Source organism: Streptomyces sp. NPDC046876, from assembly GCF_040645035.1.
GTDB lineage: Bacteria > Actinomycetota > Actinomycetes > Streptomycetales > Streptomycetaceae > Streptomyces.
On sequence record NZ_JBEYXK010000022.1, the window covers coordinates 1 to 24,874 of the forward strand.

Annotated in this window: 27 protein-coding genes; 15 read left to right on the forward strand and 12 right to left on the reverse strand. The window is 73.5% G+C overall.

All coding sequences use genetic code 11. The features are described 5' to 3' along the window. Positions 1-169 precede the first annotated feature (169 nt). Both ABZ924_RS15055 and ABZ924_RS15060 read right to left on the reverse strand, forming a co-directional pair. On the reverse strand, positions 170-961 hold the full coding sequence (locus tag ABZ924_RS15055; protein ID WP_361908576.1) for a transglutaminase-like domain-containing protein: 792 nt from the start codon (positions 959-961) through the stop codon (positions 170-172). Beyond that, entirely contained in the window at positions 958-1,941 is a 984-nt protein-coding gene (locus ABZ924_RS15060; protein ID WP_361908579.1) for a GNAT family N-acetyltransferase, read from the reverse strand. The genes ABZ924_RS15055 and ABZ924_RS15060 overlap by 4 nt, the downstream gene beginning before the upstream one ends. Positions 1,942-2,057: 116 nt before the next feature. Here ABZ924_RS15060 and fdxA point away from each other — a divergent pair, with 116 nt between their 5' ends. Both fdxA and dapC read left to right on the forward strand, forming a co-directional pair. After that, positions 2,058-2,384 (forward strand): ferredoxin, encoded by a 327-nt coding sequence (gene fdxA, locus ABZ924_RS15065; RefSeq protein ID WP_114054017.1) that lies wholly within the window; start codon positions 2,058-2,060, stop codon positions 2,382-2,384. A 112-nt stretch (positions 2,385-2,496) separates the two neighbouring features. Then, positions 2,497-3,591, forward strand: a complete 1,095-nt coding sequence (gene dapC, locus ABZ924_RS15070; RefSeq protein WP_361908583.1) for a succinyldiaminopimelate transaminase — start codon at positions 2,497-2,499, stop codon at positions 3,589-3,591. Between the two features lie 77 nt (positions 3,592-3,668). Here the strand turns inward: dapC and ABZ924_RS15075 are convergent, their stop codons facing one another. Both ABZ924_RS15075 and ABZ924_RS15080 read right to left on the reverse strand, forming a co-directional pair. Beyond that, a complete protein-coding gene (locus ABZ924_RS15075) occupies positions 3,669-4,073 on the reverse strand; it encodes an ATP-binding protein (RefSeq protein WP_361908586.1) in 405 nt (134 codons plus the stop codon). A gap of 238 nt (positions 4,074-4,311) precedes the next feature. Beyond that, positions 4,312-5,286 carry a hypothetical protein gene (locus ABZ924_RS15080; protein ID WP_361908589.1) on the reverse strand — a complete coding sequence of 325 codons (975 nt, stop codon included), beginning with the start codon at positions 5,284-5,286 and terminating at the stop codon, positions 4,312-4,314. A gap of 85 nt (positions 5,287-5,371) precedes the next feature. Here ABZ924_RS15080 and dapE point away from each other — a divergent pair, with 85 nt between their 5' ends. Both dapE and ABZ924_RS15090 read left to right on the forward strand, forming a co-directional pair. Beyond that, entirely contained in the window at positions 5,372-6,451 is a 1,080-nt protein-coding gene (gene dapE / locus ABZ924_RS15085) for a succinyl-diaminopimelate desuccinylase (protein ID WP_361908592.1), read from the forward strand. A 64-nt stretch (positions 6,452-6,515) separates the two neighbouring features. Beyond that, on the forward strand, positions 6,516-7,283 hold the full coding sequence (locus ABZ924_RS15090) for a TIGR00730 family Rossman fold protein (protein ID WP_361908595.1): 768 nt from the start codon (positions 6,516-6,518) through the stop codon (positions 7,281-7,283). A 51-nt stretch (positions 7,284-7,334) separates the two neighbouring features. Here the strand turns inward: ABZ924_RS15090 and folP are convergent, their stop codons facing one another. Next, positions 7,335-8,195 (reverse strand): dihydropteroate synthase, encoded by an 861-nt coding sequence (gene folP, locus ABZ924_RS15095; protein WP_361908598.1) that lies wholly within the window; start codon positions 8,193-8,195, stop codon positions 7,335-7,337. A gap of 114 nt (positions 8,196-8,309) precedes the next feature. Here folP and ABZ924_RS15100 point away from each other — a divergent pair, with 114 nt between their 5' ends. Together ABZ924_RS15100 and ABZ924_RS15105 are read left to right on the forward strand one after the other, a co-directional pair. After that, positions 8,310-8,783, forward strand: coding sequence for a DivIVA domain-containing protein (locus ABZ924_RS15100; RefSeq protein WP_361908601.1), 474 nt, complete (start codon positions 8,310-8,312; stop codon positions 8,781-8,783). After that, positions 8,780-9,358 (forward strand): DNA-3-methyladenine glycosylase I, encoded by a 579-nt coding sequence (locus tag ABZ924_RS15105; protein ID WP_361908604.1) that lies wholly within the window; start codon positions 8,780-8,782, stop codon positions 9,356-9,358. Before ABZ924_RS15100 ends, ABZ924_RS15105 begins: the two co-directional genes overlap by 4 nt. A gap of 39 nt (positions 9,359-9,397) precedes the next feature. Here the strand turns inward: ABZ924_RS15105 and ABZ924_RS15110 are convergent, their stop codons facing one another. Continuing rightward, positions 9,398-10,198: an enoyl-CoA hydratase-related protein gene (locus tag ABZ924_RS15110; protein ID WP_361908607.1), complete on the reverse strand. Its 801-nt coding sequence runs from the start codon at positions 10,196-10,198 to the stop codon at positions 9,398-9,400. A gap of 345 nt (positions 10,199-10,543) precedes the next feature. Between ABZ924_RS15110 and ABZ924_RS15115 the strand changes: the two genes are divergently transcribed. Beyond that, the gene (locus tag ABZ924_RS15115) at positions 10,544-10,711 is read left to right on the forward strand and encodes a DUF3117 domain-containing protein (RefSeq protein WP_003966491.1); all 168 of its coding nucleotides are present in this window, start codon (positions 10,544-10,546) and stop codon (positions 10,709-10,711) included. Positions 10,712-11,570: 859 nt separating this feature from the next. On the opposite strand, the gene ABZ924_RS15120 is transcribed toward ABZ924_RS15115, so the two are convergent. Continuing rightward, positions 11,571-12,233, reverse strand: coding sequence for a class I SAM-dependent methyltransferase (locus ABZ924_RS15120; protein ID WP_361908610.1), 663 nt, complete (start codon positions 12,231-12,233; stop codon positions 11,571-11,573). Between the two features lie 143 nt (positions 12,234-12,376). Between ABZ924_RS15120 and sigE the strand changes: the two genes are divergently transcribed. From sigE to ABZ924_RS15145, 5 genes are all read left to right on the forward strand, one after another. Further along, entirely contained in the window at positions 12,377-13,156 is a 780-nt protein-coding gene (sigE, locus tag ABZ924_RS15125; RefSeq protein WP_361908613.1) for an RNA polymerase sigma factor SigE, read from the forward strand. Beyond that, positions 13,153-13,803 carry a zf-HC2 domain-containing protein gene (locus ABZ924_RS15130; protein WP_361908615.1) on the forward strand — a complete coding sequence of 217 codons (651 nt, stop codon included), beginning with the start codon at positions 13,153-13,155 and terminating at the stop codon, positions 13,801-13,803. The genes sigE and ABZ924_RS15130 overlap by 4 nt, the downstream gene beginning before the upstream one ends. A gap of 137 nt (positions 13,804-13,940) precedes the next feature. Next, positions 13,941-15,437, forward strand: coding sequence for a trypsin-like peptidase domain-containing protein (locus ABZ924_RS15135; RefSeq protein ID WP_361908618.1), 1,497 nt, complete (start codon positions 13,941-13,943; stop codon positions 15,435-15,437). A gap of 123 nt (positions 15,438-15,560) precedes the next feature. After that, on the forward strand, positions 15,561-15,995 hold the full coding sequence (locus ABZ924_RS15140) for a sec-independent translocase (RefSeq protein WP_361908621.1): 435 nt from the start codon (positions 15,561-15,563) through the stop codon (positions 15,993-15,995). A 137-nt stretch (positions 15,996-16,132) separates the two neighbouring features. After that, positions 16,133-16,921: a hypothetical protein gene (locus tag ABZ924_RS15145; RefSeq protein ID WP_361908624.1), complete on the forward strand. Its 789-nt coding sequence runs from the start codon at positions 16,133-16,135 to the stop codon at positions 16,919-16,921. 295 nt (positions 16,922-17,216) lie between these two features. Here the strand turns inward: ABZ924_RS15145 and ABZ924_RS15150 are convergent, their stop codons facing one another. The 3 genes from ABZ924_RS15150 to ABZ924_RS15160 all read right to left on the reverse strand — a co-directional run bounded on the left by ABZ924_RS15150 (position 17,217) and on the right by ABZ924_RS15160 (position 20,386). After that, positions 17,217-18,377, reverse strand: coding sequence for an Mrp/NBP35 family ATP-binding protein (locus tag ABZ924_RS15150; protein WP_361908626.1), 1,161 nt, complete (start codon positions 18,375-18,377; stop codon positions 17,217-17,219). A 43-nt stretch (positions 18,378-18,420) separates the two neighbouring features. Further along, positions 18,421-18,927, reverse strand: coding sequence for a DUF1003 domain-containing protein (locus tag ABZ924_RS15155; RefSeq protein WP_361908771.1), 507 nt, complete (start codon positions 18,925-18,927; stop codon positions 18,421-18,423). 184 nt (positions 18,928-19,111) lie between these two features. Beyond that, positions 19,112-20,386, reverse strand: coding sequence for a CBS domain-containing protein (locus ABZ924_RS15160; RefSeq protein ID WP_361908629.1), 1,275 nt, complete (start codon positions 20,384-20,386; stop codon positions 19,112-19,114). A 207-nt stretch (positions 20,387-20,593) separates the two neighbouring features. On the opposite strand from ABZ924_RS15160, the gene ABZ924_RS15165 reads away from it, so the two are divergent. After that, positions 20,594-21,394, forward strand: a complete 801-nt coding sequence (locus ABZ924_RS15165; protein ID WP_361908632.1) for a hypothetical protein — start codon at positions 20,594-20,596, stop codon at positions 21,392-21,394. A 13-nt stretch (positions 21,395-21,407) separates the two neighbouring features. Here ABZ924_RS15165 and ABZ924_RS15170 read toward each other — a convergent pair whose 3' ends face one another. Together ABZ924_RS15170 and ABZ924_RS15175 are read right to left on the reverse strand one after the other, a co-directional pair. Then, the gene (locus ABZ924_RS15170; protein WP_361908635.1) at positions 21,408-21,929 is read right to left on the reverse strand and encodes a hypothetical protein; all 522 of its coding nucleotides are present in this window, start codon (positions 21,927-21,929) and stop codon (positions 21,408-21,410) included. Positions 21,930-21,985: 56 nt separating this feature from the next. Beyond that, positions 21,986-23,101, reverse strand: coding sequence for a magnesium and cobalt transport protein CorA (locus ABZ924_RS15175; protein ID WP_361908638.1), 1,116 nt, complete (start codon positions 23,099-23,101; stop codon positions 21,986-21,988). Between the two features lie 383 nt (positions 23,102-23,484). Between ABZ924_RS15175 and ABZ924_RS15180 the strand changes: the two genes are divergently transcribed. Together ABZ924_RS15180 and ABZ924_RS15185 are read left to right on the forward strand one after the other, a co-directional pair. Further along, positions 23,485-24,069 carry a suppressor of fused domain protein gene (locus ABZ924_RS15180; RefSeq protein ID WP_361908641.1) on the forward strand — a complete coding sequence of 195 codons (585 nt, stop codon included), beginning with the start codon at positions 23,485-23,487 and terminating at the stop codon, positions 24,067-24,069. Between the two features lie 61 nt (positions 24,070-24,130). Then, entirely contained in the window at positions 24,131-24,772 is a 642-nt protein-coding gene (locus tag ABZ924_RS15185; RefSeq protein WP_361908643.1) for a DUF6758 family protein, read from the forward strand. The last annotated feature ends 102 nt before the right edge of the window (positions 24,773-24,874 follow it).

Consider the following 24,874-nt stretch of genomic DNA (forward strand, 5'->3'; position numbering starts at 1 on the left):
GCACCGGGCGCGGAGCGCCCTGGGGGTCCCCCCAGCGGTAGCTGGGGGAGGGTCCGGGCGGAGCCCGGTTTCTGGGGGCACCTCCCAGCGGTAGCTGGGGGAGAAGGGGCGGGTAGGGGACAGGCTCCGCGCAGCGGGACAGCGGCGGCGGCGGGCCGGGGCGGCCCGGTCAGTTCAGGAGGGCTCGGGCGGCGGCGGCCTCGGCGCGGATGCGGGCGGCGGCGTCGGCATCGATCGCCGCGACCACCTTCGCGTACGCGTCCAGCTCCGCGGCCCCCTCCCGGAAGGCCCCCCGCTCCACGAGGAGGCGGGCACGCTCGTACCGCAGCGACGCCGGGTGGGACGGCAGGAGCAGCGAGAGGTCCAGGGCCCACAGGGCGACCCCGGACTGCTCCGGCCGGGCCGCGGCCCACGCCCGGATGTTGTTCAGGATCCGCAGCACGATGTCCAGCGTGCGCGCAGGGGTACGGGGCGCGGCGGCCAGCTCGGCCGGCCCGGTCCCCAGCGCGGCCCCGCCCGCGAACGGGTCGACGACCACGCCCTCCTCCGGGTCCCCGAAGCCCACCACGAAGTGCCCCGGCAGCCCGAGCCCGTACACCGGAGCCCCCGCGCGCCGCGCAACCTCCAGCCACACCACCGACAGCAGGATCGGCAGCCCCCTCCGCCGCCGCAGCACCTCGTGCAGCAGCGAGGACGACAGCCGGTCGTAGTCGGCGGGCGTGCCGTGGAAGCCGAGCCGCCCGCCGAGCAGCTCGGTCACCGCCGACGCCCACGCCCGGGCCCCGCGCAGCCCGTACGGCAGCATGCCGGCCAGCCGGTCCAGCTCGATCTGGGCCCAGTCCATGGCCCGTTCGTCCAGCTCCGGATCCGCCTCGGCGGCCAGCAGCAGGCACAGCACCGCCAGGTCGGGCCGCTCGGAGCGGGCCTCCCGCGCGAACTGCTCCCGGATCTCCGAGGTCACTGCGCCGCCGCCCGGTAGTGGTGGTAGGCGTGGTGCGTCGCGAAGCCCAGCCCGTCGTACAGCCCGCGCGCGGCCCCGTTGTCCGTCTCCACCTGCAGCCAGGCCGCCGAGGCCCCCTCGTCGAGCGCCTGCCGGGCCAGCGCCGCCATCACCGCCGTCGCCAGGCCCCCGCGCCGGTGCCCGGGGTCGACCTCGACGGCCGCGAAACCGGCCCACCGGCCGTCCACGACCAACCGCCCGATGGCCCGTCCGGGCAGCGTCGCGAACCACACCGACGGCCCGGCGACCAGCACCTGCCGGGCCACGGCCGGGTCCTCGACCTTCCCGTAGCGGCCGAGCCACTCCTCGTCCGGGGTCCGGGCGAGCCGCACCTGCGCGGTGTCCGCGACCGTGTCCGCGATCGGCGCCAGCGCCGCGACGCGGACCTCGGCCGACACCTGCCGCGCCCAGCCGCGCCGCTCCAGCTCCGCGCACAGCAGCTCCTGGGTGCCCGCGGACCCGGTCGCGGCCTGCACGTACGCCGGAAGTCCTCGTTCCGCGTACCAGGACGTCACCCGCGCGAGTGCTTCGTCCAGCGGTATCCCGGGGTCGCCGAGCGGCAGGACCGAGTTGGCCCGCCGCGTGAAGCCGGCAGCGGCCCGCAGCGTCCACTCGCCCAGCGGTTCGCTCTCCAGCGGCTGCCAGGACCGCGCGGCCACCCGCGCCAGCTCCTCGAAGGAGGCCGCGGGGCCGCGCCGCCGGGCCGGAGCGGCGGGCACCACCTTGCCCGCTACCAGGGCCGATTCCGCGATGCGGACGGACTCGCCGTTCTTTCGTGTGATCGTCAGCACACCCTGGTACCAGGATGTGAGAACCCCTACCGTGTCCGTGAACGCGGGCGAACCGCCGGACGTGCTTTCCACCCGTCGTACAGAGACCCGTTTACCCACGTCAGCCGGGGTGATACGGATCTCCAGCAGCCCACCGGCAGTGATTTCCACAGCTCTGTCCGCCCCTCCTGTTCGGATCGTGCCCGGGAACGGAGATACTAGGCGTGGGCATCGACGACGCCGCGCTCCCGCGCGATATGGACAGCCCTACCGAGGAGGAACAGAGCGTGACCTACGTCATCGCGGAGCCTTGTGTCGACGTCAAGGACAAGGCATGCATCGAAGAGTGCCCCGTCGACTGCATCTACGAGGGCCAGCGGTCCTTGTACATCCACCCGGACGAATGCGTCGACTGCGGCGCCTGTGAGCCGGTCTGCCCGGTCGAGGCCATCTTCTACGAGGACGACACCCCGGAGGAGTGGAAGGAGTACTACAAGGCGAACGTCGAGTTCTTCGACGAGCTCGGTTCGCCCGGTGGTGCCTCCAAGCTGGGTCTGATCGAGCGCGACCACCCCTTCATCGCCGCGCTGCCTCCCATGGGCGAAGGCCACTGACGGCCCTGCCGCCCCAGGCACGCGCACCTCGGTCCCGTTCGGCCCCCGGGCCGCGCGGGACCGAGTCGTTTTTCCCGCAGTTCCAGGTACGCACGAGAGAGCAGAGAGCACCGTGGCCGCAGTATCCGCACGTCTTCCCGTCTTTCCCTGGGACAAGCTGGAGCCGTACAAGAAGACGGCCGCGGCGCACCCCGACGGCATCGTCGACCTGTCCGTCGGCACGCCCGTGGACCCGGTGCCGCAGCTGATCCAGGACGCCCTGGTCGCGGCCGCCGACTCCCCGGGCTACCCCACCGTGTGGGGCACCCCCGCCCTGCGCGACGCGATCACCGGCTGGCTGCGCGGCCGGCTCGGCGCGAGCGCCGCCGGGCACCGCAACGTCCTGCCGGTCGTCGGCTCCAAGGAGCTGGTGGCCTGGCTGCCGACGCAGCTGGGCCTGGGCGCCGGGGACAAGGTCGCCTACCCGCGGCTCGCCTACCCGACGTACGAGGTCGGCGCGCGGCTGTGCGGCGCAGAGGCGCTGGTCTACGACGACCCGACCGAGCTGGACCCGGCCGGCCTGAAGCTGCTGTGGCTCAACTCGCCCTCGAACCCGACCGGGAAAGTCATCCCGAAGGACGAGCTGGTCCGCATCGTCGCCTGGGCGCGCGAGCACGGGATCCTGGTGTTCAGCGACGAGTGCTACCTGGAGCTGGGCTGGGAGGCCGAGCCCGTCTCCGTCCTCCACGACGACGTCTGCGGCGGCTCCTACGAGGGCCTGGTCGCCGTCCACTCCCTCTCCAAGCGCTCCAACCTGGCGGGCTACCGGGCCGCCTTCATCGCCGGCGACGCCGACGTGCTGGGCGAGCTGCTGGAGATCCGCAAGCACGGCGGCATGATGACCCCGGCGCCCGTGCAGGCGGCCACCGTGGCAGCGCTCGGCGACGACGCGCACGTGGAGGAGCAGCGCGCGCGCTACGCGGCCCGGCGCGAGGCGCTGCGCACGGCGCTCGAGGCGCACGGCTTCCGGATCGAGCACAGCGAGGCCAGCCTCTACCTGTGGGTGACCCGGGACGAGCCCTGCTGGGACACGGTGGCGCACCTCGCCGCGCTCGGCATCCTGGTCGCGCCCGGCGACTTCTACGGCGAGGCGGGCGCGCAGTACGTCCGCGTCGCGTTCACGGCGACGGACGAGCGGGTGGCGGCGGCCGTCAAGCGGCTCGCCTGACACCGCCGGGCACACGGGCAGACGAGAGGGGCCGGGAGTCGCCACTCCCGGCCCCTCTCGTCTGCCCAGTGCTTCGATCAGCCGCCCAGGCCGTTCAGCGGCAGGGTGTTCAGCGGCAGGTTCTGCGTGGGCACCGCGCCGGTCAGCTCCCCGGCCGGCACGGAGTCGGTCACGCCGCCGGCCGGCAGCGCCTTGCCGGCCGGCAGCCCGCCGAGCAGGCCGCCCGCGGTGTCGGAGACCTGGCCGGGGCCGCCGGGCAGGACGTGGGTGGCGGTGTCGGTGGCCGTGTGGGCGGCGGCCTCGCCGGTGCCGACCGCGTCGCCCGCGGCGGCGGTGGCGTCCGAGCCGGTGAGCGCGCCCAGCTGGGGCACGGACTCCAGGCCCGCGGCGCTGGCCGCGCCGGCCGCACCGACCACGGGAGCTGCCCCGGCTGCGAGGAGCAGCGCGGTACGGGCGATCCGGCGGGTCAGGGGGAGGGACATGATGCTCCTAAGCGGTAGCGGCTGAGTACGCCCTGTACAACCGCTCGCGGGGCGGGGCGGGTTGCGGACCCGATCAGTAAAGGATCGGTAACGCATCGTTTTATCGGCTTCCCGGAAAAGTCCCGGGCGTACGTGTTGACCTGCGCTTTCGTGCCCTCCGTCGCCGTGCGGCCCCCTTTGGCGATCACCCCCGCGCGGGGGACGTGCCGTACGCCTGAGCGGGGCGCCGGGCGGCGCGTCACTTCTTGACGAAGATGCGCACCTCGCCCTGGTTCGCGTTGTGCGGGTCCCCGTCGCCCGCCTTGGCCCCCGCCAGGCCCTTGTTCTGCCACTGGCCCTTGGCCTGCCCGGCGACCCAGCCCCGCTGGTTGTAGGAGACCCGCGCGATGTTCAGCCCCTGCGCGTTCGCCACGGCCCAGCCCGCGATCGCCCGGCTGCCGCGCTCCGCGGGCTCCCCGCCGTCGCTCTTCTCCCTCACGAGGACCTCGGACTCCTTGACGGCCCGGCCGCCGCCCCCGTTGAGGCCCGGCGATGCGGGCGTCGTGTGCAGCGCGCCCTTGGCGAAGATCCGCTTCAACTCGCCGCGCACCTTCTCCGGATCGCCCGGCGCGGTCGGTGCGGGCCCGCCACAGGTCACCTCGCCGCCGCCGGCGAAGGCCGCCGTCAGGACCGTCGCGTCCGGCTCGTGCTTCGCGTACGCCTGCGGGAACCCGCTGAGCTGCACCCGCTGCGCGGCCTCCGTCAGCGGCAGCCGCGAGTACCCCTTGATCTCGACCAGCCGGTCGTAGAAGATCCCCGCCGAGTACACCGGGTCCATGATCTGCTCCGGGGTGCCCCAGCCCTGCGAGGGCCGCTGCTGGAACAGGCCCAGCGAATCCCGGTCGCCGTGGTCGAGGTTGCGCAGCGCCGACTCCTGCATCGCCGTCGCCAGCGCGATCGTCACGGCCCGGTCCGGCAGCCCCTTCGCAACGCCGACCGCGGCTATCGTCGCCGCGTTCGCCGCCTGCTCCGGCGTCATGTCGTACGACTGGCGCGCGCCCCGCCCGGCGACATTTCCGGCCGTATCGGAAGCCGTGCAGTGCGGCGCACCGCCGCCGCCCAGCGAGTTGAACTGCACCACGAGGTAGCCGACGAGCGCCAGCAGGACGCACAGGCCGGCGGCCGTCAGTACCCGACGGCGGCGGCGGGGGCGGGGAAGATCGCTCTGGGACACGCGGCCCACCGTACTTGAGCCAGATGCCACGTCCACCGGCCGGACGTGAGACGTTCGCCGCAGCCCGGCGCGTTAGGGTCGGCTCATGACCGAATCCGAGCTCGACCTCACCCTGGACGCCGCCGAGCTGACCGCCCGGCTCGTCGACATCCCCTCCGTGAGCGGCGACGAAAAGGTCCTCGCCGACGCCGTGGAGCTGGCCCTGCGCGCCCTGCCCCACCTCACGGTGGACCGCTACGGCAACAACGTCGTGGCCCGCACCCACCTCGGCCGCGCCGAGCGCGTCGTCCTCGCCGGCCACCTGGACACCGTCCCGATCGCCGACAACGTCCCCTCCCGCCTGGACGAGAACGGCGTGCTGTGGGGCTGCGGCACCACCGACATGAAGTCCGGGATCGCCGTCCAGCTGCGCATCGCGGCCACCGTGCCCGAGCCCAACCGCGACCTCACCTTCGTCTTCTACGACCAGGAGGAGGTCGCCGCCCACCTCAACGGCCTGGGCAAGGTCGCCGAGGCCCACCCCGACTGGCTCGCCGGCGACTTCGCCGTCCTGCTGGAGCCCTCCAACGCCGAGGTGGAGGGCGGCTGCCAGGGCACGCTGCGCGTGCTGCTGCGGACCTCCGGCGAGCGCGCCCACTCCGCCCGCAGCTGGATGGGCTCCAACGCCATCCACGCCGCCGCCCCGATCCTGGCGAAGCTGGCCGCGTACGAGCCGCGCAAGCCCGTGATCGACGGCCTGGAGTACCACGAGGGCCTCAACGCGGTCCGCATCGAGGGCGGCGTCGCCAACAACGTCATCCCCGACGCCTGCACCGTCACCGTCAACTTCCGCTACGCCCCCGACCGCAGCGAGGCCGAGGCCCTCGCCCACGTCCGCGAGGTCTTCGCGGACTGCGGCGTCACCGAGTTCCTCGTCGACGACTCCTCCGGCGGCGCCCTGCCCGGCCTCTCCCACCCCGCGGCGGCCGCGTTCATGGACGCGGTCGGCGGGCGCGCGATGCCCAAGTTCGGCTGGACGGACGTCTCCCGCTTCAGCGCGCTCGGCGTCCCGGCCGTCAACTACGGCCCGGGCGACGCCCTGCTGGCGCACAAGGTCGACGAGCGCGTGGAGACCAAGGCGATCCTGCACTGCGAGGAACGACTCCGCGCCTGGCTGACCTCCTGAATTCCGCTTGCCGTCACCTTCGTGCGCCTACGCTGATCCAACGATCAGCAGGAGGGAGCACATCATGGGCAACCACCGCAACTCCGATGGGTACGCTCGTCCCCGTCCCGAGGAGCAGCAGCTCGGGCCGGTGCTGCGCCGGCGGAGCCAGGTGCAGGCGGGCAGTACGACCGACCAGCGGCTGCTGGACTCGGCCGGCCCCAGCGAGTGGGTCCACACCGATCCCTGGCGGGTCCTGCGCATCCAGTCGGAGTTCATCGAGGGCTTCGGCACGCTGGCGGAGCTGCCGCCGGCGATCAGCGTGTTCGGCTCCGCGCGCACGCCCGCCGGCTCACCGGAGTACGAGGCCGGCGTCCGGATCGGCGGCGCCCTCGTCGAGGCCGGCTTCGCGGTGATCACGGGCGGCGGCCCCGGCGCGATGGAGGCCGCGAACAAGGGCGCCCGCGAGGCGGGCGGCATCTCGGTGGGCCTGGGCATCGAGCTGCCCTTCGAGCAAGGGCTCAACCCGCACGTCGACCTCGGGCTGAACTTCCGGTACTTCTTCGTCCGCAAGACGATGTTCGTGAAGTACAGCCAGGGCTTCGTGGTCCTGCCCGGCGGACTCGGCACGCTGGACGAGATGTTCGAGGCCCTGACCCTGGTCCAGACCCAGAAGATCACCCGCTTCCCGATCGTGCTGTTCGGCACGGACTACTGGAGCGGCCTGGTCGACTGGCTGCGCAACACCGTGATCGCCCAGGGCAAGGCCTCCGAGCGCGACCTGTACCTCTTCCACGTCACGGACGACGTGGACGAGGCGATCGGACTCGTGACGAAGGAAGTCGGGAAGTAGGGAAGCGGCCGCCGCCGGAGCGGTCCCCGGCCGTCCGGCCGGGGACCCGGCTCAGGCCAGTCCCCGGCGGGCGACCGCCGGCGCCCGCAAGCCCTGGATCGACCGGACCATCTCCAGGACCTGCCGGGTCTCGGCGACCTCGTGGACCCGGTAGACCTGCGCGCCCAGCCAGGCCGAGACCGCCGTCGTGGCGAGGGTGCCGAGCAGCCGCTCCTTGACCGGCTTGTCGAGGGTCTCGCCGACGAAGTCCTTGTTGGACAGCGAGACCAGCACGGGCCAGCCGGTGTCGGTCATCTCCGCCAGGCGCCGGGTGGCCTCCAGCGAGTGCCGGGTGTTCTTTCCGAAGTCGTGCCCCGGGTCGATCATGATCGCGTCCCGGCGGACGCCGAGTTCCACCGCCCGCTCGGCCAGACCCACCGTCACCCGCAGGATGTCCGCCATCACGTCGTCGTACGCCGTGCGGTGCGGGCGGGTGCGCGGCTCGACGCCGCCCGCGTGGGTGCAGACCAGGCCGGCGCCGTACCGTGCGGCGACCTCCGCCAGCTTCGGGTCGACCCCGCCCCAGGCGTCGTTGAGCAGGTCGGCCCCGGCCTCGCAGACCGCCTCGCCGACCTCGTGGCGCCAGGTGTCGACGCTGATCACCACGTCCGGGTGGCGGCGGCGGACCTCGGCGACGAAGCCGACCGTGCGCCGGGCCTCCTCGGCCGCGTCCACGTGTTCGCCCGGACCGGCCTTGACCCCGCCGATGTCGATGATCGCCGCGCCCTCGGCCACTGCCTGCTCCACGCGGTCCAGAGCGGGTTCGTCCCGAAAGGTGGCGCCCTGGTCGTAGAAGGAGTCCGGTGTCCGGTTCACGATGGCCATGATCACCGGCTCGTGGGTGTCGAACTCGCGCCTGCCCAGTCGCAGCATCCCGTTCTTTCCTCCTCAGGCGGCCCTCGCGCCTCGTCTGCGACCTTAACCTGGTGACCGGAGTGGGTCTCCCCGGCCGCCGCCGGAGGTGCCCCCAGCCACTGTCCCGGGGAGTTGATCGTGTTCTGGTTCTTGCTGATCGCGCTGGTCGTGGTCGTCGCGGCGGTCACCCTGGCGGTGGTCGGCGGCGGCTCCGAGCCGGTACTGCCCGAGGCGGAGCCGGACCGGGTGGCCGACGCGCTGCCGGAGAGCCGCCCCGTCGCACCGGCCGACATCGACGCCCTGCGGCTGCCGGTGGCACCGCGCGGCTACCGCATGGCCGAGGTGGACGACGTACTCGAGCGCCTCTCGGCCGAACTGGCCGAGCGCGACGCGCGGATCCTCGAGCTGACCGCGGCCGCGGCGCACGCGGCACGCGCGGCGCACACAGCACCGGCGGCCCGCCCGGCCTCCGCCGCTGCGGTGTCCGGGTCCACCGTGGTGGCGGACGCCGAGGCCGGGGAGGCCGTGGACGCGGGCGGGCCGCAGGACGCCGTACCCGCGGACGACGCCGGAACGGTCGACCTCTCGAAGAAGGACGACCGGTGAGCGCCCTCGCCGGGCCCGACGGGGGCCTGCGCTGCCCGTGGGCGCTGTCCACCGTGGAGTACACCGCCTACCACGACACCGAGTGGGGCCGTGCGGTGCACGGGGACGACGCCCTGTACGAGCGGCTGTGCCTGGAGGCCTTCCAATCGGGGCTGTCCTGGCTGACGATCCTGCGGCGGCGGGAGGGCTTCCGTACGGCCTTCGCGGGCTTCAGGATCGCGGCCGTCGCCCGCTTCGACGAGCGGGACGCCGAGCGGCTGCTGGCCGACGAGGGGATCATCCGCAACCGGGCCAAGATCGAGGCGACGCTCGCCAACGCGCGGGTGCTCGCGCAGTGGAAGCCCGGCGAGCTGGACGAGCTGATCTGGTCGCACGCCCCCGAACCGGGCCGCCCGGCCCCGACGAACATCGAGGACGTCCCGGCGGTGACGCCCGAGTCCACGGCCCTGGCCAAGGCCCTGAAGAAGGCGGGCATCCGCTTCGTCGGCCCCACCACGGCCTACGCGCTGATGCAGGCCTGCGGCCTGGTCAACGACCACCTGGCCGCCTGCACCGCCCGCACCCCCGCCGCCTGACGGGGGTACGGCCGGGGAGGTCGGCTCCTCCGGGGTGAACTAGCGGCCGGTGTACTTCGGCTTCTCCTTGGCCAGGAAGGCCGCGACCGCGATCGCGTGGTCCTCGGAGGCGCCCGAGCGGGTCTGGAGCTCGTCCTCCTTCTCCAGCGCCTCCGCGAGCGAGCGCCCCGCCCCGTACGCCAGCGCCTCCTTCAGCCCGGCGTAGGCCACGGTCGGCCCGTCCGCCAGCTGCCGCGCGACCTCGGCGGCGGTCTGCGCGAGCTCCGCCGCCGGCACGAGCCGGTTCACGAGGCCGAGCTCCTGCGCCTCCTGCGCGGAGATCGAGCGCGGGAACAGCAGCAGGTCCGCCGCCCGGCTGGTGCCGACCAGCCGCGGCAGCGTCCACGACAGCCCGGAGTCCGCGGACAGCCCGACCCCGGCGAAGGCGGTGGTGAAGCTGGCAGTGTCGGCCACCACCCGGTAGTCCGCGGCCAGCGCGAAGCCGAAGCCGGCCCCGGCGGCGACGCCGTTGACCCCGGCGACCACCGGCTTCGGCATCTCCGTGATCGCCCGCACGATCGGGTTGTAGTGCTCGCTCACGGTGCTCAGCGCGTTGCCCGAGCCGGACTGCCGGGCGGCCTCCAGGTTCCCGACGTGCTCCTTCAGGTCCTGTCCCACGCAGAAGGCCCGGCCGGTCGCGGTCAGCAGGACCGCCCGCACGCCAGGGTCGGCGCCCGCGGCCTGCAGGCCGTCCCGCAGGGCGACCTTCAGCTCCGTGTTGAGCGAGTTCATCGCGTCCGGGCGGTTCAGCGTGATCGTGGCGAGCCCGTCGGTCACGTCGTACAGCACGGTGTCGGCCATGGCAGGTGGTGTCCCCTCCGTCGCGGACCCGGCCAGCGGATCGGTACTGGCCGGTACAGGGTCAGCATGGCGGACGGGGCCGCTCCAGGGCATGTGATGTGCGTCAAAGAAAGAAGCCGCCGTGTGCGCGCAGAGCGGACACAGACGGGGCGAAGTATCGCAGGCAGGTCCCCGAAATGAGTGGTTTTGGCAGAGCGCGTTGCGCAAGCGTTCCCGGCCGATGTTGGTCATCGGGTCCTGACATGCGGGATAATGGCCGGGAAGCAATGTGTTCGATGCCGGGTTCCAGGCACCTGAATGGGGCCGTCGGCTGACGATGAGCTGGTTTCAGGAAGGGGAACGAGCATGGCGGCCATGAAGCCGCGGACGGGCGACGGCCCGCTCGAGGTCACCAAGGAGGGGCGGGGCATCGTCATGCGCGTACCGCTCGAGGGCGGCGGTCGGCTGGTCGTCGAGCTGACGCCGGACGAGGCGGACGCCCTGGGTGACGCCCTGAAGAAGGTCGTCGGCTGACCCACCCGTCGGCACCAACCTGCATACTCTGCGCTGCCCCGGCCGCACCCTGCGCCCGGGGCAGCGCTGTACCCCCCCCGCGCCGCCGCGCCGGCCTACCTCGCCGCCCCCGCCGCCCCGCCGCGCCGCGGGCCCGGTGCATCCAGCCCAGCCGGCCTCGCCACCACCTGAGCCGCGGGTCCGGCACATCCAGCCCAGCCGGCTCCGCCACCACCTGAGCCGGGGTACCGGCACATCCAGCCTTGCTCTTGCCTGAGCCGGGGGTCCGGCACTCCAGCCTCGCCGGCGTTTGAGGCGCGGGGTCTGGGGCAGCGCCCCAGAAGCCCAGCCGGCTCCGCCCGCCGCCTGAGCCGGGGTCGGCAAATCCAGCCTCGCCCTTCCCTGAACCGGGGGTCCGGCATGTTCAGCCTTGCCGGCGTTTGAGTGGGGGTCCCCCCGGACGGAGTCTGGGGGAGGGTCCGGGCGGAGCCCGGTGCCCGGCGGAGCCGGGTTTCTTGGGGCGCCGCCCCAAACCCTGCGCCTCAAACGCCGGCGGGGCTGGAATGCACGGACCCCGGCTGCGAAGGCCGGCGGGGTCGGGGTTGCTGGGGTGCCGCCCCAAACCCCGCGCCTCAAATGCCGGCGAGGCTGAATTTGCCGGACCCCGGCTGCGAAAGCCGGCGGGGTCGGGGTTGCTGGGGCGCTGCCCTGGACCCTGCGCCTCAAACGCCGGCGGGGCTGGAATGCCCGGACCCCTGCTGCGACAGCGATGGGCTGGGTCGCGGGCGCCGGCGGGGCTGGATTTTGCCGGCCCTCGGCTTCGGGGGTGCGGGCAGGGCCGGATGGGCCCCCGCTTCGGCGGCGGCGAGGCTCAGGGGCGTCAGCGGCGGACGGCGCACAGGAGGCCGTTGCCCACCGGGAGCAGGGCCGCCTCCAGGGCCGGGCTCTCGCGGACGCCGCGCAGCAGCTCCCGTACGCGCAGCACCTCGGTCTCCTGGGCGGAGGAGTCCACCGTCCGACCGTCGGCGAACACCCCCTCGAAGCACACCAGCCCCCCGGGCCGCAGCAGGCGCAACGATTCAGCGAGGTAGTCGAGGGACTCGGCGGGATCCCCGTCGCAGAAGACGAGGTCGTACCCGCCGTCGGCGAGCCGGGGGAGCACGTCCAGGGCCCGGCCGGGGATGAAGCGGGCCCGGTTGCCGGCGAACCCGGCGGCGCGGAAGGCCTGGCGGGCGAAGGCCTGCCGGTCGGCCTCCGGGTCCACGGTGGTCAGCACCCCGTCCGGCCGCATGCCGTGCAGCAGGTGGATGCCGGAGACGCCGGTCCCCGTACCGATCTCGGCGACGGCCTTGGCGTCGGCGGTGGCGGCGAGCAGGCGCAGCGCGGCCCCGGTGCCGGGGGAGACGGCGCGCAGGCCCGCTTCCCTGGCCCGGTCGCGGGCCCACCGCAGAGCGTCGTCCTCGGCGACAAACGCGTCGGCGAACGCCCAGCTCGTCTGCCGGTTGCCGGTAATGACCCTCTCCTGTCCCCATAGTTGGCGCAACGGTGACTGTATCCGCTGACGTCGGGAACCCGCAGATGGGACCGGGCGTTGGAGAGGAGAGGCGATCGGCCGCCGCGCCGCCGCAGCGACCTGTGCAAAGTTAGGGCAAAAACGCTTATCCAGAGCTGACGGGAGGGGTGGCTATGGTAGGGACTCCACTGGACACCACCAGAGCCGATAGGGGAGGTGCGGCTGCGCCTGTGGATCGTCGAGGCGCGCTGAGGCGCCTCTTCTGGTCGGCGGGTGAGCCGAAATCCGTGACCGACATCGCTGACCGTTTCCACACCGCCGCGAGCGCAACCACCGCGACCTTTGCCGCCGATGCGGGCTCCCAGGCGTGGACCCCTCCTTCATGGGAGGAGATCGTCAGCACGCACAGCGTCCGGGTCTACCGCCTCGCCTACCGCCTGACGGGCAATCAGCACGACGCCGAGGACCTGACGCAGGAGGTCTTCGTCCGCGTCTTCCGCTCGCTGTCCACGTACACGCCGGGCACGTTCGAGGGCTGGCTGCACCGCATCACCACGAACCTCTTCCTGGACATGGTCCGCCGCAAGCAGCGCATCCGCTTCGACGCGCTCGGCGAGGACGCCGCCGAGCGGCTGCCGAGCCGTGAGCCGTCCCCGCAGCAGGTGCTGCACGACACCCACTTCGACGCCGACGTGCAGCAGGCGCTGGACACGCTCGCGCCCGAGTTCCGCGCGGCCGTGGTGCTCTGCGACATCGAGGGCCTGTCGTACGAGGAGATCGCCGCCACGCTCGGCGTGAAGCTCGGCACCGTGCGCAGCCGGATCCACCGGGGCCGCTCGCACCTGCGCAAGGCGCTCAAGCACCGTTCGCCCGAGGCCCGCGCGGAGCAGCGGGCGCTGGCCGGGGTCGCGATGGGCGCGCCGGGCGCCGGGGGAGAGGGCGGAGCCGAGTGAGCGGAGTCAGTCCGTCCCCTGCCGAACAGCACCTCGGCGACCGTCTCGCCGCCCTCGTCGACGGGGAGCTGGGCCATGACGCGCGCGAGCGGGTCCTGGCACACCTGGCCACGTGCCCCAAGTGCAAGGCCGAGGCCGATGCGCAGCGCCGGCTGAAGACGCTGTTCGTGGAGAGCGCGCCGCCGCCGCTGTCGGCCGGGCTGCTGGCGCGACTCCAGCAGCTGCCCGGCGGGGGCCCCGACGGGCCGTCGGGACCGCCCGGTGCCGACCTCTTCGGGTACCCGGCCGCCCCCGAACCGCCGCAGCAGGGCTTCCGCATCCACGAGGTCGGCCGACCGCGGCGGCGCTTCGCATTCGTGGCGGCCGGAGCGGTGTCGCTGGCCGCGATCGCGCTCGGCGGCTCGCTGCCGCTGGACTCCGTCGAGCCGAACGTGCGGGGCGAGTCCCCGGCGTCCCGGCCCGGGCCCGCGGTGTCCGTCGCGCCCGCGTCCATCGCGCCCGGCCCGGCGGTCTCCGTGGCCGACGCCGTCGTCCGCGACCGAGAGCCCCGGTCGGGGTTCGCCGTCGCCCCGCGTCCGACCGGGCCCACTGCGCCGGCCGCACCCTCCGTGTCCCCCTCACCGCACCGGGTCTCGCTGCTGCGCTAGTTGTTCTGCGCCGTGGCGGATCGGGCGCCCCGGGCACTTCCGGCCGCGGGGGCGCCACCCCGGGCCGTGCGGCGACCTGGTTGAATCTGGCGGCAGACGCGCCGCCCTGCGGTGCCACAGGTATCCGGGGAGCGCCCATGGCCGACCAGCACCACTCCGAACCGGCTCCGGGCCGTCCCCTCCCCGCGGACGCGCCCGCCGCCGCCCCCGAGCCCGGCCCCGGCGGCCCCGCAGCACCTGCTGACGCGGAGCCCGCCCCGGCAGCCGGCCCTGGCGCCGCAGCCGTCCCCGCACCGGCGGACACTCCCGCCGGACAGAGCGCCCCGGCGGCCGAGGCCGTGGCAGCGGCAGCGGCCGACCCCGAGGCAGTGGAGGCTCCCCCTGCCGCGGAGTCCGGTGCCGTCGGCGCGGTCGGCCCCGGGGCGGCGGAGACCGCGGGGGAGCAGGGCGTGCCCGTGCCGGCTGCGTACGACCCCTGGGGTGCCGGGGCGGTGGGGCCGCTGCAGCTCGACGGGCAGCGGGCCAAGGCGGCCGGCGGGCGGGTGGTGCAGCTGCGGCAGGTGGTCCTGCTCGGGGTCGGGGTGGCGCTGCTCGCCGGCGGGATCGGCGGCTGGCTCGGCGTGCTCGCCGAGCGCAGCAGCAGCACCCGGCTGGAGCTCCCCCAGGCGGCCGTGGAGGGCAAGGACCGGGCCCCCGACAGCGTGGCCGGCATCGCCGCCACCGCGCTGCCCGGCGTGGTCACCCTGCACGTGCGCGGCAGCGGGGGCGGCGGCACCGGCACCGGCTTCGTCCTCGACCCCGAGGGGCACATCCTCACCAACCACCACGTCGTGGCCGGCGCCAAGGACATCACCGTCACCTTCAGCACCGGCGAGAGCGTCGCCGCCGAGCTGGTCGGCCAGGACAGCGGGTACGACCTGGCCGTCGTCCGGGTCGACGGCGTACGGGGCCTGAAACCGCTGGCCCTCGGCAACTCCGAGAACGTGAAGGTCGGCGACCCGGTGGTGGCCATCGGCGCGCCCTTCGACCTGTCCAACACCGTCACGGCCGGCATCATCAGCGCCACCGGCCGCCCCATCACCGCGGGCGGCGACAAGGGCGACGGCAGCGACATCAGCTACGTCGACGCCCTGCAGACCGATGCCCCCATCAACCCCGGCAACTCCGGCGGCCCGCTCCTCGACGCCAAGGCGCGGGTGATCGGCATCAACAGCGCCATCCGCGGGGCCGACAAGGCGGACGCCGAGAAGCAGAGCGGCAGCATCGGCCTCGGCTTCGCCATCCCCGTCAACCAGGGCAAGCGCGTCGCCGAGGAGCTGATCCGCACCGGCCGCGCCACCCACCCCGTCATCGGCGTCACCCTCGACATGGAGTACACGGGCGACGGCGCCCGCGTCGGCACCAAGGGCGAGGGCGGCAAACCGGCCGTCACCCCCGGCGGGCCGGCCGCCCGCGCCGGGATCAAGGGCGGCGACGTGATCACCAAGGTCGACGGCACGCGCGTTCACGGCGGCGACGAGCTGATCATCAAGATCCGCTCGCACCGCCCCGGCGACCCGCTGGCCCTGACCGTGCTCCGCGACGGCCAGGAGCGCACCCTGCAGCTGGTCCTCGGATCGGCGGACGGGGCATGACGGGAAACACCTGGTGAAGTAGTGCCGAAAACCGGGCCGAAGTAGCACCGATGTAGGGGAGCGGTGACAACGCCGGGTACCGTGTGTGGTGGCCTGGAGTGAAGAGAGCCGAGGAGCGGCAAGGTGTTCAACGACATAGGCGCACTCGAGCTTGTCACCATCGTGGTGCTGGCCATCCTCGTCTTCGGACCGGACAAGCTGCCCAAGGTCATCCAGGACGTCATGGGCGTCATCCGGAAGATCCGCGCCTTCTCCGAGAGTGCCAAGCAGGACATCCGCTCCGAACTCGGCCCGGACTTCAAGGACTTCGAGTTCGAGGACCTGAACCCGAAGACGTTCATCCGCAAGCAGCTCACCGAGAACGAGGACCTGCGGGAGATCCGCAGCAGCTTCGACCTGCGCCAGGAGCTGAACGAGGTCACCGACGCGGTCAACAGCCGCGAGACAGGTCCCGAGCCGGCCGCCGCGGGCACCTCCACCACCGGGCCCGACCTGCTGAAGAAGCCCGCCGTCCCGGCCGCCGAGCAGCGCACCCCGTTCGACGCCGACGCCACCTGAGCCCGAGCCTGCCCGGCGATCCGGTGTCCGGTGGCTATCCTCCATGAGTCCGGACACAGGACGCCCGAGGTGGGGGTCCCCCCGACGAAGTGTGGGGGAGGGCCGTTCCGGACCCAACGGAACGAGAGGCCGCATCGATGGAGACGACGAGCAGTAGCCGGGTGGGCACCCAGCCCGCCGAAGCAGCAGAGGCACCCGCCGCCGCACCCGCCGCACCCACTGCACCCGCCGCCGCACCCACTGCACCCGCTGCCGCATCTGCCGCACCCGCCGCATCTGCGCAGACGACCCCTGCCCCGCCGCAGGAAGCCGCCGCGCCCGTCCCGGCGGCCCGCCGGACGGCCGAGGGCTTCCTGCGGGCCGACTTCCCCTGGTACGGGCTGGACGGGGCCTTCACCGGCCCCCGCTGGCTGATGCAGGTGGGCACCGGCGCCGACGGGACCGTCGAGCACGGTTCCACCGGCCACGGGGACGAGCCGTCCGTGCGCGGCGAGATCGTCACCGGTGAGAAGGAGCGCTTCGCGGTGGTCATCACCGTCGCGAGCAATCCGCTGCGCCGCAGCAGTGACGGCACCGGCACCCTGGAGGCCACCTCGGTCTCCTCCGCGGCCTGGCTGGCTGGCTCCGGGCTGCTGGCCTACAGCTGGCCCGGCCAGATGGACCACAGCCTGCGCGACGACTGGCTGGAGCAGCAGACCGAGGCCGCCTGGGAGCTCGCCGACGACCTTGGCGGCCCCGACTGGTCGACGCTCTCGCTCCCCGTGGACGGCGAGCCGACCCCGTTCCACTACCGTGAGTCCGAGTTCGGCTGGGTGCTCGCCGGGTCCGCCCCGGGCGGCGTCCACCTGGGCGCCTACGGCCGCGGCATGAGCGCGTACGGGCTCGGCTTCTCGGTGATCGCCGACCTCACGGCGTACGAGGCCTAGGGCGTCTCTTTCGGATCTTGCCGGTAAAGCCCGCGTCGTCCGGTGCCGGGCATCGGCGCGTTGGCGGGGCGCCCTTGTACTGGACGTACTCGGGTGCTCCGCCAACGCGGCGAGGTGCGGTGCCGGGCGGCGCGGGTGAGGCAAGATCCGGAAGAGACGGCCTAGGGCGGCAGGGGTACGGGACCCGACCCGGCATGGGGTCCGGCAGGGGTCCCGCGCCACGCGAAAGGGCACCGCCCGCAGGCGGTGCCCTCGCCGGAGTGCGGCCCGTCCCGGGGCGCACCGCTGTCAGGACTCAGAACTTGTTGCGCGGGGTGATGCCCAGCGACATGCCGGCCAGGCCGCGGGCGCGCCCGCCCAGCTTGCCCGCGATCGTGCGCAGCGCCGCACCGGCCGGGGAGTCCGGGTCGGACAGCACGACCGGCTTGCCCTCGTCGCCGCCCTCGCGCAGCCGCACGTCGATCGGGATGGAGCCGAGCACCGGGACGGTCGCGCCGACCGTCTTGGTCAGGCCGTCGGCGACCTTCTGCCCGCCGCCCGTGCCGAACACGTCGACCATCTCGTCGCAGTGCGGGCAGGGCAGCCCGGACATGTTCTCGACGACGCCGACGATCTTCTGGTGGGTCTGGACGGCGATCGAGCCGGCCCGCTCGGCCACCTCGGCCGCGGCCTGCTGCGGCGTGGTGACGACCAGGATCTCCGCGTTCGGTACCAGCTGGGCCACCGAGATCGCGATGTCGCCCGTGCCTGGCGGCAGGTCGAGCAGCAGCACGTCCAGGTCGCCCCAGAACACGTCCGCCAGGAACTGCTGCAGCGCGCGGTGGAGCATCGGACCGCGCCACACCACGGGCGCGTTGCCCGGGGTGAACATGCCGATGGAGATGACCTTCACGCCGTTCGCCGACGGCGGCATGATCATGTTCTCGACCTGGGTGGGCTTGCCGTCCACGCCCAGCATGCGGGGCACGCTGTGGCCGTAGATGTCGGCGTCCACGACACCGACCTTGAGGCCGTCGGCGGCCATCGCCGCGGCCAGGTTGACCGTCACCGACGACTTGCCGACGCCGCCCTTGCCGGACGCGACCGCGTAGACGCGGGTCAGCGAGCCGGGCTTGGCGAACGGGACCTCGCGCTCGGCGGTGCCCCCGCGCAGCGAGGCCGCCAGCTCCTTGCGCTGCTCGTCGCTCATCACGTCCAGCGACACGGCGACGGAGGTGACGCCGGGGACCTTCTCCACGGCCTCGGAGACGTTCTTGGTGATCGTCTCGCGCATGGGGCAGCCCGACACCGTCAGGTAGACCGTGACCGCGACCGCGCCGCCGTCGCCGATCTCCACCGATTTGACCATGCCGAGCTCGGTGATCGGCCGGTGGATCTCGGGGTCGTTCACCGTCGCCAGCGCGTCCAGGATCGCGTCCTGCTCGGGCACGGCGGCGGAGCTTGTGTCGGTAGCCATGCCCCCGATGGTACGGCTCGGTAGCCTGCCGCAGGAAAGGCCGCTAACGGTCGCCTTCGTCACTCTCGGACGGGAATAGGCGCCGCTCGTCCATCTCCTTGATCAGGTCCTGGAACTCCGAGCGGATCCAGTCGCGCGTCGCGACCTCGCCCAGGCCCATCCGCAGCGCCGCGATCTCCCGCGTCAGGTACTCGGTGTCGGCGATGGACCGCTCGTTCTGCTTGCGGTCCTGCTCCAGGTTGACGCGGTCGCGGTCGTCCTGCCGGTTCTGCGCGAGCAGGATCAGCGGGGCCGCGTACGAAGCCTGCAGCGACAGCATCAGCGTCAGGAAGATGAACGGGTACCGGTCGAAGCGCAAGGCGTCCGGCGCGAAGATGTTCCACAGCACCCACACCACGATGACCAGCGTCATCCAGACGATGAACCGGCCCGTGCCGAGGAACCGCGCCACCCGCTCCGACAGCCGCCCGAAGGCCTCCGGGTCGTATTCCGGCAGCAGCGAGCGCCGCGGCGCCCGCGGCTGGTCCAGCCGGGCCCGCGAGCGCGACAGCGCGCTCGCCCCGGTCGACTGCCCGGCCCGGGCCCGCTCGGCCCGCTCTGCGGCCCGCTCGGCCACCCGCTCCGAGGCCTCCACGAGCCCGCCCTGCTCGCGTGCCTGGGCGCGCGCCTGCTCGCGCCGCTCCCGGATCTGCTCGCGGCGCCGCTCGCGGGCCTGCTCGCGCTCGCGCCCCCGGTCACTGGCCACGGACGACCTCCTCGGAGTGGTGGAAGTCCGTCTCGCGCCAGTCGTCCGGCAGCAGGTGGTCCAGTACGTCGTCCACGGTGACCGCGCCCAGCAGGGCGCCGCCCTCGTCGACCACCGGCACGGCCACCATGTTGTACGCGGCCAGGTAGCTGGTCACCGCCGGCAGCGGGGCGTCCGGGCGCAGCGGCGGCAGGTCCGTGTCCACGATCGAGCTGACCAGCGTGAACGGCGGGTCGCGCAGCAGCCGCTGGAAGTGCACCGTGCCCAGGTACTTCCCGGTCGGCGTCTCGTCCGGCGGCCGGCACACGTACACCTGCGCGGCAAGCGCCGGCGACAGGTCCGCCTGCCGTACGCGGGCCAGCGCGTCGGCGACCGTGGCGTCGGGCCGCAGCACGATCGGCTCGGTCGTCATCAGACCGCCCGCGGTGTTCTCCTCGTACGACAGCAGGCGGCGCACGTCGGCCGCGTCGTCGGGCTGCATCAGCGTCAGCAGCCGCTCCTTGTCGTCCTCCGGCAGCTCCGACAGCAGGTCGGCCGCGTCGTCGGGGTCCATCGCCTCCAGGACGTCGGCGGCCCGCTCCTCCTTCAGCTTGCCGAGGATCTCGACCTGCTCGTCCTCGGGCAGCTCCTCCAGGACGTCCGCCAGCCGGTCGTCGTCGAGGGCGCTGGCCACCTCGGCGCGCCGCTTCGGCGTCAGGTGGTGCAGTACGTTCGCCACGTCGGCCGGGCGCATCTGCTCGAAGGTGGCGACCAGGTTCTCCGCGCCCTGGCCCTCCTCCTCCAGCGAGAAGCCGGTCACCGCGGACCACTCCACCGTCAGGGTCTCGCCGCGGCGGCGCAGCGCGCCCCCCTTGCCCTTGCGCACGAAGATCTTGTCGATCTCCCAGTCGCGGCGGGCCGGCAGCTGCTGGATGGCCACGTCGAGGACGGTGACCTCCTCGCCCGTCGCGGTCAGCCGCACCCGCCGGTCGAGCAGTTCGCCCAGGACCAGCCGCTCGGTGGGCCGCTGCTCGAAGCGCCGCATGTTCACCACGCCCGTGGTGATGACCTGGCCGGACTCCACGCCCGTCACCCGGGTCATCGGCAGGAAGATCCGGCGCCGGCTGACCACCTCGACCACCAGGCCCAGCAGCCGCGGGGGGCGGCCGCCGACGCGGAGCATGGCGACGAGGTCCCGGACGCGGCCCACCTGGTCGCCGTTGGGGTCGAAGACGGGCACACCCGACAGATGCGATACGAAGATCCGCGGGGCGCCTCCGGCCATTCCAGCGCCTCCTAGCGTCGATCACCACTCCTGCGGACCCTCAATCTAGCCCGTGGGGCGCACGGGCGTCCTGGTGGGGCGGTCCGCCCGGGCGCCGCGGCCCGAGCGCGGGCCGCGGCCGGTGCGTGCCCCCGCGGGGGAGGGCCGCCGAGCGGGGGCGGGTACGCTGCCTGCTGCCCGAAGACGTACGACGAGAGGCACCTGCCCGTGACCGCCCACCTTCCCGCAGCACGGCTGCGCCGGGCCGCCTTCGCCGGCGTCCTGTTCGCCGGCCTGGCCGTCACCGGCACGGGATGCGGGGCGGACCCCGACGAGGGCACGAACGGCGTCGGCAAGCTGTCCGCCGCGCAGATCGAGGGCAAGGCGAAGGCCGCAGCGGCCGCCGCCTCCTCGGTGCACCTGTCGGGCACCCTCGTCAGCGGCGGCAAGACCTACGCGCTGGACGTCCGCCTGGGCAAGGACGGCGGATCGGGCGAGGTGAAGTCCAAGGAGGACACCTTCCAGCTGCTGCGGGTGGGCGAGCAGCTCTACCTCAAGGCGAGTGCCGCCTTCTGGGGCAAGTCCGACTCGGCCGGCAAGCTCGGCGACAAGTACGTGAAGGTCCCCGACAGCGACCCCACCTACAAGCAGTTCCGCGGCTTCACCGACATGCACGTCCTGCTCGACGGGCTGCTCGGCCTCGACGGCAAGCTCGCCAAGACCGAGGAGTACACCAAGGTCGGCGCCACCCGCGCGGTCCAGGTGACGGCGGGCGACAAGGGCAAGGGCGGCAAGCTGTCGGTCTCCCTGGAGGGCACCCCGTACCCGCTGCGGATGGAGCGGGCCGGCGGCGCGGGGGCGGTCGACCTCTCCGACTGGGGCAAGCAGTTCCCGCTCCAGGCGCCCGCGCAGGACCAGACCGTCGACTACGGCTCCCAGCTGCCCACGACGAAGGACCAGAGCGGCGGCCCCGCACCGGCGCCCAGCGGCAGCAAGGGCACGGGCCAGGGCTCCGACCCGACGAAGTAGCCCCGGGCGGGACCTACGGGGTGGTGCGGGCCGCCTTCTTGCGCTTCAGCAGCAGCTTCGGCAGCCCCGCCGGGACGGGCCGGCGGGTGACAGCCGGGGAGCCCACCGGGACCGCGGCCAGCGAGCCGGCCGGCAGGTCGGTGCTCGCCGCGACCGGCTCCAGCCGCAGCAGTCGGCACTCGCGCGCCCACCGCTCGGTCATCTCCTCGGAGTCGGGCGCGTTCAGCCGCTTGCCCTTCAGCTCGGCCACGGCCGCCTCCCAGGCCTCGCCGCGCGGGGCGAGCTCCCGTACGGCCGCCGTCCAGGCCACGAGCCGGCCGCCCTTGTCCTTGCTGCGGACCGTCACCTCGGCGGCCGCGCCGTCCGCGAGCCCGGGCAGCGGCTGCTCGCCGGGGCCGTCGCCCAGCACGTGGGCCGCGCCGTCCACCCAGGCGTGCCACAGGGCGCGCTCGCCCCCGGAGCCGCGGACCCAGATCAGGCCGGACTTCTTGGTGGCCTCCTCGACGAGGGCCAGGTCGAGCGTGCTGAGAGTCATGCGCACCAGAGTAGGGGGTGCGCCGCCGTCCCCTTCAGGGCCCCGGGGGGCCGTTGCTAGAGCCAGCCGTGGCGGCGCAGTGCGCGGTGGATGGTGAAGCAGGAGCCGACGATGGCGGCCATCACCATCGGGTAGCCGTACTTCCAGTGGAGCTCGGGCATGTGATCGAAGTTCATCCCGTAGACCCCGCAGATCATGGTGGGCACGGCGATGATCGCCGCCCAGGAGGTGATCTTGCGCATGTCCTCGTTCTGGGCGACGGTCGCCTGGGCGAGGTTGGCCTGGAGGATGGAGTTCAGCAGCTCGTCGAAGCCGACGACCTGCTCGTGCACGCGGGCCAGGTGGTCGGCCACGTCGCGGAAGTACTTCTGGATGTCCGGGTCGACCAGCCGCATCGGGCGCTCGCTGAGCAGCTCCATCGGCCGCAGCAGCGGGGCGACGGCCCGCTTGAACTCCAGCACCTCGCGCTTGAGCTGGTAGATGCGCCCCGCGTCGCCGCCGCGGGCGACGCCCTTGGCGGGTGCGGCGAAGACCGCGTTCTCCACCTCGTCGATGTCGTCCTGCACGGCCGCCGCGACCGCGATGTACCCGTCGACGACGTGGTCGGCGAGGGAGTGCAGGACCGCCGAGGGCCCCTTGGACAGCAGCTCGGGGTCGTCCTGGAGGCGGTGGCGCAGGCCCCGCAGGGAGCCCTGGCCGCCGTGCCGGACCGTGATCACGAAGTCGGGGCCGGTGAAGCACATCACCTCGCCGGTCTCCACGACCTCGCTGGTGGCGGTGAGTTCGGCGTGCTCCACGTAGTGGATGGTCTTGAAGACCGTGAAGAGGGTGTCGTCGTAGCGCTCCAGCTTGGGGCGCTGGTGGGCGTGCACCGCGTCCTCCACGGCCAGCGGGTGCAGGCCGAAGGCGGCGGCGATCCCCGCGAACTCCTCCTCGGTCGGCTCGTGCAGGCCGATCCAGGCGAAGCCGCCGTCCTCGCGGACGCGTCGGATCGCCTCACGCGGCGTCAGGCGCGCCGGGCCGAGGGCGCGCCGGCCGTCGCGGTAGACGGCGCAGTCGACCACGGCACTGCTGGCCGAGGGGTCGCGGGTGGCGTCGTAGGCGGGCTGGACGGCGGCGGACCTGCGCAGGGCCGGACGTACGGCGGCACGCAGGTAGGGCAGCATCGACATGGCAGGCTCCTTCTCGCGCACGGATGAGGACCGCACGGGTGGGAGACCCTCCGCTCGGCAAACCCGGCGGGCAGGCCGGGGCAGGGCGGAAGGAACAGGACGGGAGGACAAGACGTTCTGCCGTCGCTCTTCTGCTGATCGGACGATCAAAAGGCGCGGGATGCACCCGCACAGGGAGCGGAAGAGCGGTTGGTACTGCACGATCGACTTCGGTCCATGACAGTCCCCACCTCCTCCGGCCGGTCCCCCGTGGGGGACTTCCTGTCGCCGGGGCCTCGAAACAACGCTTCTGCGTGCGGCCCCGACCAGCGGTCAACACTATCAGCCGACGGATGGTCAAGACCCGCCCTTTACCCGCCTGATACGAGTTCTATGCTCGCCCCATGGCAGAAATTCTGGCTCTCGTCGAAGCCCGGCTGCGCAGCGCGCTCGGCGAACCCGACGCCCGCGCCGCCGTCACGTTCCTCGGCACCGACCGCATCGAGGTGCTCCGCTTCACCGAGGGCGACCTCGTGCGGTACGCGACGCTCGGCATGTCCGCGAACCCGATGACCGACCCGACCGCCGTGGTCGCCGATCCGCTGCGCGGGCCGCGCGCCGAGCTGGTGCTGACGGTGCGCTCGGGCCTCGCGCCCACCGACCGGCTGCTGCGGCCGCTCGCCGTGCTGGCCGCGTCGCCGCAGGTCGAGGGGCTGGTGGTGGCCCCCGGCGCCTCCCTCGACGTGGGCGAGCCGCTGTGGGAGGGGGCGCCGTTCACCTCCGTGCTGGTCGCCGAGCCGGGCGGGCTGGTGGAGGACCTGGAGCTGGACGAGCCGATGGAGCCGGTGCAGTTCCTGCCGCTGCTGCCCATGACGCCGAACGAGGCGGCGTGGAAGCGGGTGCACGGCGCGGCCGCGCTCCAGGAGCGCTGGCTCGCCCACGGCACCGACCTGCGCGACCCGTTGCGTACGGCCGTGACGCTGGACTGAGGCATCCGGACGGGTGATCGTGTCTTGACGGCGCGCCGGGCGGGGAGGAGCGTGGCTTCTTATGAGGGGCGAACCAACTTGCCCGAAGTGCGGTGGCCGGGTCAGGGCGCCCGGTCTGTTCTCCGACTCCTGGCAGTGCGCGGTGCACGGCGCGGTGCAGCCGCTGCAGCCCGTCATCCCGCCCAGCGTCGAGGCCCTGGGGGTGGTGGTCCACCGGGCGCAGGTGCCGGTGTGGATGCCGTGGCCGCTGCCGTTGGGATGGCTCTTCACGGGGGTGGCGGCTGCCGGTGACGACCGCAGCGGGGGCCGGGCGACGGCCGTCGCCTGCTCGGGGCCCGGGCCGCTGGGCGGAGTCGGGGAGCTGCTGCTGATCGCCGAGGAGCTGGGCGTCGGACTCGGCGCGCGGTACGCGGGGATCGACGGCCCCGACCCCGGCGCGTACATCGACATGTCGTCCCCGCCCCACACCAAGGTCGTCGCGGCGGGCCGCCCCACTCCGCTGTGGCACCTGAAGGGCGTCCCGGACGACCGGGCCGTCTTCGCCGGGGAGGCGCGGGGGATCTGGCTGTGGGCCATCGCCTGGCCCGAGCAGTCGGGCCTCCTGCTGTACGACGAGCTGGTCCTGACGGACATGCGGGACCTGGGCGCGGAGGTCGAGATGATGCCCTGCGGCGCGCTGAGCCCCCGCCTCCTGAGCCCTTAGCCTCCGGGGCCGGCCCGGCCGCCCGATCCGCCCTCTTCGCCGGGCCGGTCGGCCGCCGGTGCGGCCGGGCGTTATCCTGGGGTGTCCCCCCGTACCCGCGAC